The sequence below is a fragment of the bacterium genome (assembly GCA_040755795.1).
Lineage (GTDB): Bacteria > UBA9089 > CG2-30-40-21 > CG2-30-40-21 > SBAY01 > JBFLXS01.
This window is the reverse complement of the sequence record JBFLXS010000279.1, coordinates 1-5,343: the sequence shown is the minus strand read 5'-3', so window position 1 is coordinate 5,343 and position 5,343 is coordinate 1. Positions and strand designations below refer to the sequence as shown.

The following is a 5,343-nucleotide window of genomic DNA, read 5'->3' as shown; positions in this document are numbered from 1 at the left end:
CTCTGGGGTGAACTTAATGGATAATAAGGTATAAACCGCATTGATAATTACCCCAATTACCATAAAGATTCCTACAGCATAGATTACCTTTTTTCTAACTGATGTTTTTAACATTTTTTTACCTCCTTAGTTTGGTAATTGGTAACTGGTAAATGGTAATTAGTTACCAATTAACCGATTACTTACTTTATAATTTCGTGAAGCCCTATTTGGTAATTGGTAACTGGTGAATGGTAATTAGTTACCAGTTAACCGATTACTTACTTTATAATTTCGTGAAGCCCTATTTGGTAATTGGTAACTGGTGAATGGTAATTAGTTACCAATTAACCGATTACGTATACTTAGTTTTAATTTCGTGAAGCCCTATTTGGTAATTGGTAACTGGTGAATGGTAATTAGTTACCAGTTAACCAATTACGTATACTTAGTTTTAATTTCGTGAAGCCCTATAACAAATACCTGATACAGGATTCATATTAAAACATTCTGCATCCTGCATCTTTCTCTATCACCACTTACCATTGGTGTATAATTTACGGATGTCTAATAATAAAATGAGTTCCTCTTCAACTTGTGCTACTGCCCAGAAATGGTCTTTTGGGGCAGTAGTTTTTATCAAGGAAGGGATGACCTTAACCTTATCTAAATTTACTTTTAAAATCCTTAAGACTTCATCAACTAATAATCCTTTTTTAATCCCATCGAATTCAACAAGGATAATTTCTTTTTTTTGCCTTTTTTTGTGATTATTTAGATTAAACTCACGGGTTAAATCTATTGTTGGAATTTCAACATCTTCAAAATGAATCTTTTGGGTTTTCTTATTTAAAGATGAGGTAAGAATTCTATTTATGGATTTAACCTCAATGCCAAATTGTTGATTTTGTAATCTAAAAAGGGCTAATTCGATTTCCATAAAATCACCTGGATTTATAGTAACCGTTCACCGCAGAGACACAGAGACGCAGAGAAAAAATTAAAAACTATTTACCAGACGCAGAATTCCATCACGGATTTTCATCAGTGCAAGCTTTTGAGGACCGACATATCATGATTGATTAACAAATTTGGTTTTGATGTCCTATGTATTACAAAAATTACCTCAATAATCTTTTCTGTTATCTGATTTATTTCCATGTCTTCTCTGTTCCTCTGCGTCTGTGCGGTGAATTACCACCTGAACGGTTACGATTTATATCTCTGCCAGATCTAATATTGCCATTAATTCACCGTCCATTTGAACTTCACCTTTGATATATTTAGTCCTGTTTTTTTCGAGAGTAGCTGGTGGAGGTTCAATTTTATCTGGTGACACATTGACAATATTAATAATTTCATCCACCAGGAATCCAACCAGAGTTTGATTTTGTATTTCTGTAATTATAATTCGTGTCTGGTCAGAAAAGACAATTTTAGAGAAACCAAGTAAATTACCCATATCAACAACAGCAATGACCATTCCGCGGAGATTCATAACGCCTGTGATGTATTCAGCGCTGCCCGGCACATAAGTAATTTTACCAACCTTTATAATTTCTCGAACATTACTAATATCCATTCCATACAGAGCATTATCTATTAAAAAACTCACTATTTGGATAGTGTTTATTTCTTCTTCAGATTTATCTGTTTTTTTATCTACTTTAACCATTGTTTTATTATTATACTTTATTCTTGTTAGATTGTCAATAAAAAACAATTTTTATATTCGGTCGAAAACTTTCTATCTCATCGACTCAACTATTTGTCTAATTCCAGTATCTTCCGGGTGGTATCTTAAATAGAGTTCAAATTCACTTTTTGCCTTCTGATATGAGGCAATTGCTTCATTAATTGGTCCTTTTACTCTTTTTGTTTCAGCATCTCTAAAATAGGCCGCGCCTAAATCCCGATGGACATCAATATTTTTAGGGTCTATTTTGACTATTTCTTCAAATGCCTTTGCCGATTCCTCAAATTTTCCATAGTTAAAATAGACCTCACCTAATCTATGATGGGCATTAATTAATGTTGGGTCAATGGCTAGGGCAGATTTTAACCACTTAATTGCATTTTCATTGTCTTTTTTACGGAAGTAAATATCGCCAATTGTTACTTGACATTGTCCCTCATTTGGTCTCATCTTCGCCACTGTTTTATATACCTCAATCGCCTTATCATACTCGTTATCTTTAGAATATAATGCACCTAAATTATTAAGCGGTTCAGCAAAGACAATATTATATTTTAATGCGGTCAGATAGGCATCAATCGCCTTTTGTTTGGCTGTTTTAGACCCGACATCGTATTCTAAAGCATAGGTAGCACCTAAAATATTATAAAAATAACCATCTTTGGGATTGACCTTAAAGGCATCTTTTATCCGATTATGTGTCTTATAAATCCATTCCTTTTTTAATTCTATTTGATTCATCGGAATAGAGGCGGCTTTTTTATAATAGGTGTAGGTCAACTCGCCATAGTAATGTCTTTCTCTGAAATTGAATTGGGTGGCTTTTTCGTACATCTTTAAAGCGGTATCTAAATCCTGGTCATGAATTGCCTTCTCCCCTTTATTAAAATAACAATCTGCTCGATATGGAAAAAGAGAAAGGTAGGCTAATAAACATACCATAAACACAACTAAAGTAGATAGAGCGATTTGAGCAGGTGTAAATTGAATAGAGGCAGAAGTTTTTTTAGATGTTTCCTGTTCTATTTTTTCCTGACTAAGATTGGTATAGCCACAAATGACCATCGTCATCCCCATTAATGTCCAGAAAAAGGGTGTAAAAGAAATCACGGCAAAGGCAAATTGATTTTGAATAATATAGGAGACAAAGGCAGAGAAAAAACCAGCAATTAAGACTTTATCTGCTGGTGAGGGACTTTGTCTATATCCTTTAATTGCCAGATAACTAAAGGCAGCTATTAACCAGAAATAAATGGCTAATCCAACTAAACCTTTTGTCACGCCGGTATCGAATACTTCATTATGAGCCCTATCGTAATCAACATTTGCCCCTTCTAATTTTTCCATCCCCGGCAGTTCAAAAGCCGGATACACCCATTTCATCGTATCTACTCCTACCCCAAATACCAATCCACAATAAGGAAAGGTGAGTGGGCCACGAATTGGGCCATCTTGAGGATAGCGTGCCATAATTATTGCTGAATTTCGCCAGATAAAATATCGCGAGCCAAGTGCTCCGACAAGTTTATTGGTTAGCCATCCTTCTTTTATCTGATTAGCTTTTTCTGGAGATGCCTCTTTGTCAATAAGTATTCTTTCGAGCTGTTCACCTTTTTCTTGCTGAGCTGATTTAAAAACATTAACTATTCGCTCGGCTAACGAATTTGGTTGAAGGCAAAGATAAGTTGTCAGGATAAAAAATGATAGACCAAAAACAATTATCCTTTTTCGAGTATAAACAAGTGCCTTTTTAGCCCACAAAATAGCAAAAATAATCATTCCGGCTCCTAAACCAACCAGAGGACCACGACTTTTAGCTATGAATAAGGATGCATACATTGTTATCAAGGTTATCCCACATATCCAGATTTTTATTGTTTCAATCCCTATTTTTTGCTCTCTAACTGTTTTTTTCTTCTTATCTTTTTTCTTAGTAATGACCTTTTTAACCTCTTCTTTCAAGAAGAAACATCCTGATGCCACCGGGATAAGCATTCCTAAATATGCCCCCAGAAATATAGGATTACCGAAAGTAGATACGGCTCTTTCTGTAACATCTGCGGCCCACGAAATAGGGTCAAGTCCTGCCCGTTGAATGAATGTGTAAAAAGAGACAATAAATCCTATCCCTATACCGACATAAGCAGTTAGATGAAGTAATTTGTGATTATTATGTAATAAATTAGTAGCGGTGAAAAATAGCAGAACATAACTAATTGTTGTTGTCAACCCTTCATGTCTTTTGTAGGCACCGACTAAACTTGTAAATGGGTCAACAGAGCATATAGTTGAGGCAATACTGCTTAAAAGAAAGGCTAATACGGGTATATCTAATGGACTTCGCACAAAGTTAAATTCTCTGGTAAGAATTATCCTTAAAAGCCAGGCGCCAATTATCACTAAAGAAAATAGGCGTAATAAAGTCATCTTTGGAACATCAAATACACCTCGACAATGCGTATCAAAATAAAGAGGAACCAAAGCGAGGAGTCCCAAAAAACTCCATTTGATTATTTTATTGCAAATATCGTCTATTTTTCTCTTGTTCATCTTTTCCCCTGAAAATAGCCGCATAAATAGAACACAGATGAACACGTAACCGTTCAGGCGATACATCAAAGTGTAAGAAAGGGGATAAGGAGATAAGAGAGATATGGAGATTATAAATTTCCTGGATAATTGAGCAAAAGGTTATGGTTATGAAGTTGGTATGGAAGTTAAGTGAAGATGGTTTTGCAAAAAGACTAACTTCATAACCCCTAAACCAAACCAGCCTCCTAACCCTAACCCTTTCACCAAAAACTCCTAAATATATCCCCTTATCTCCATAATCTCCATATCTCCTTTTGTTACACCACCTGAACGCTTACATGAACACAGATTAAACGGATGAACACAGATTTCTTTTAAAAATATCTCACTCAAAGACACAAAGGTAAAAATCTAATTCTTTAATTTATCTGTGTTATCTGTGTTCATCTGTGTCCCATTAATTTTCATCGTCCTTTGTGTCCACGCCCGTGGACATGACCGTTTCCCCTCAAAATCGGGATTTGGGGTTCGGATTTAGTGGTTATGGAATTCTTTCATTCCCGAACCCCAAATCCCAATCCCGAATCCCTTTATTTTCCCCTACTGATAGCTGAATGCTTACTAAAGAAAACTATCTATTTTCTTCTTTAACTCATTTTCTGAAATTGATCCTACTATTTTGTTAATTTCCTTGCCATCTTTAAAAAATATTAATGTCGGAATACTCATAATCATATATTTTGTAGCAATGTTTGTGTTTTCATCGACATTCAATTTAGCGACTATTATTCTCCCTGCATATTCGTTAGCTACCTTTTCAATTATGGGTGTAAGTCTTTGACATGGACCACACCACTCTGCCCAAAAATCTACGATTAATAGTTCTCTGGACTTAAGCAATTCATCAAAATTAGCATCCGCTGCTGTTACTAAACCTTTTCCCATTGTTTTTTACCTCCTTATTTCTGGTAATTGGTAACTGGTGAATGGTAATTATACTCCAGTGGGCTATAAATTGTGATTATTTAAAGTAATCGGTAATCAGGTAATCAGTAATCGGTAATTTGAGATAGCAGGCTACTGCTTGCTCTTTACCGATAACCTGATAACCGATAACCTGAGTTGATAGTAACAGG

General features: G+C 35.1%; 4 protein-coding genes. All 4 read right to left on the bottom strand.

The features are described from left to right. Positions 1-511: 511 nt before the first annotated feature. Positions 512-919, bottom strand: coding sequence for a chemotaxis protein CheW (locus AB1414_14725; GenBank protein MEW6608676.1), 408 nt, complete (start codon positions 917-919; stop codon positions 512-514). Between the two features lie 276 nt (positions 920-1,195). After that, positions 1,196-1,654, bottom strand: a complete 459-nt coding sequence (locus tag AB1414_14720; protein ID MEW6608675.1) for a chemotaxis protein CheW — start codon at positions 1,652-1,654, stop codon at positions 1,196-1,198. Positions 1,655-1,726: 72 nt separating this feature from the next. Further along, a complete protein-coding gene (locus AB1414_14715) occupies positions 1,727-4,225 on the bottom strand; it encodes a tetratricopeptide repeat protein (GenBank protein ID MEW6608674.1) in 2,499 nt (832 codons plus the stop codon). A gap of 603 nt (positions 4,226-4,828) precedes the next feature. Next, positions 4,829-5,152 (bottom strand): thioredoxin, encoded by a 324-nt coding sequence (trxA, locus tag AB1414_14710; GenBank protein MEW6608673.1) that lies wholly within the window; start codon positions 5,150-5,152, stop codon positions 4,829-4,831. Positions 5,153-5,343 lie beyond the last annotated feature (191 nt).

Coding starts and splice junctions, on each gene's coding strand:
- AB1414_14720 (MEW6608675.1), bottom strand. CDS start 1,654: ATGGTTAAAGTAGATAAAAAAACAGATAAATCTGAAGAAGAAATAAAC.
- AB1414_14715 (MEW6608674.1), bottom strand. CDS start 4,225: ATGAACAAGAGAAAAATAGACGATATTTGCAATAAAATAATCAAATGG.
- trxA (MEW6608673.1), bottom strand. CDS start 5,152: ATGGGAAAAGGTTTAGTAACAGCAGCGGATGCTAATTTTGATGAATTG.
- AB1414_14725 (MEW6608676.1), bottom strand. CDS start 919: ATGGAAATCGAATTAGCCCTTTTTAGATTACAAAATCAACAATTTGGC.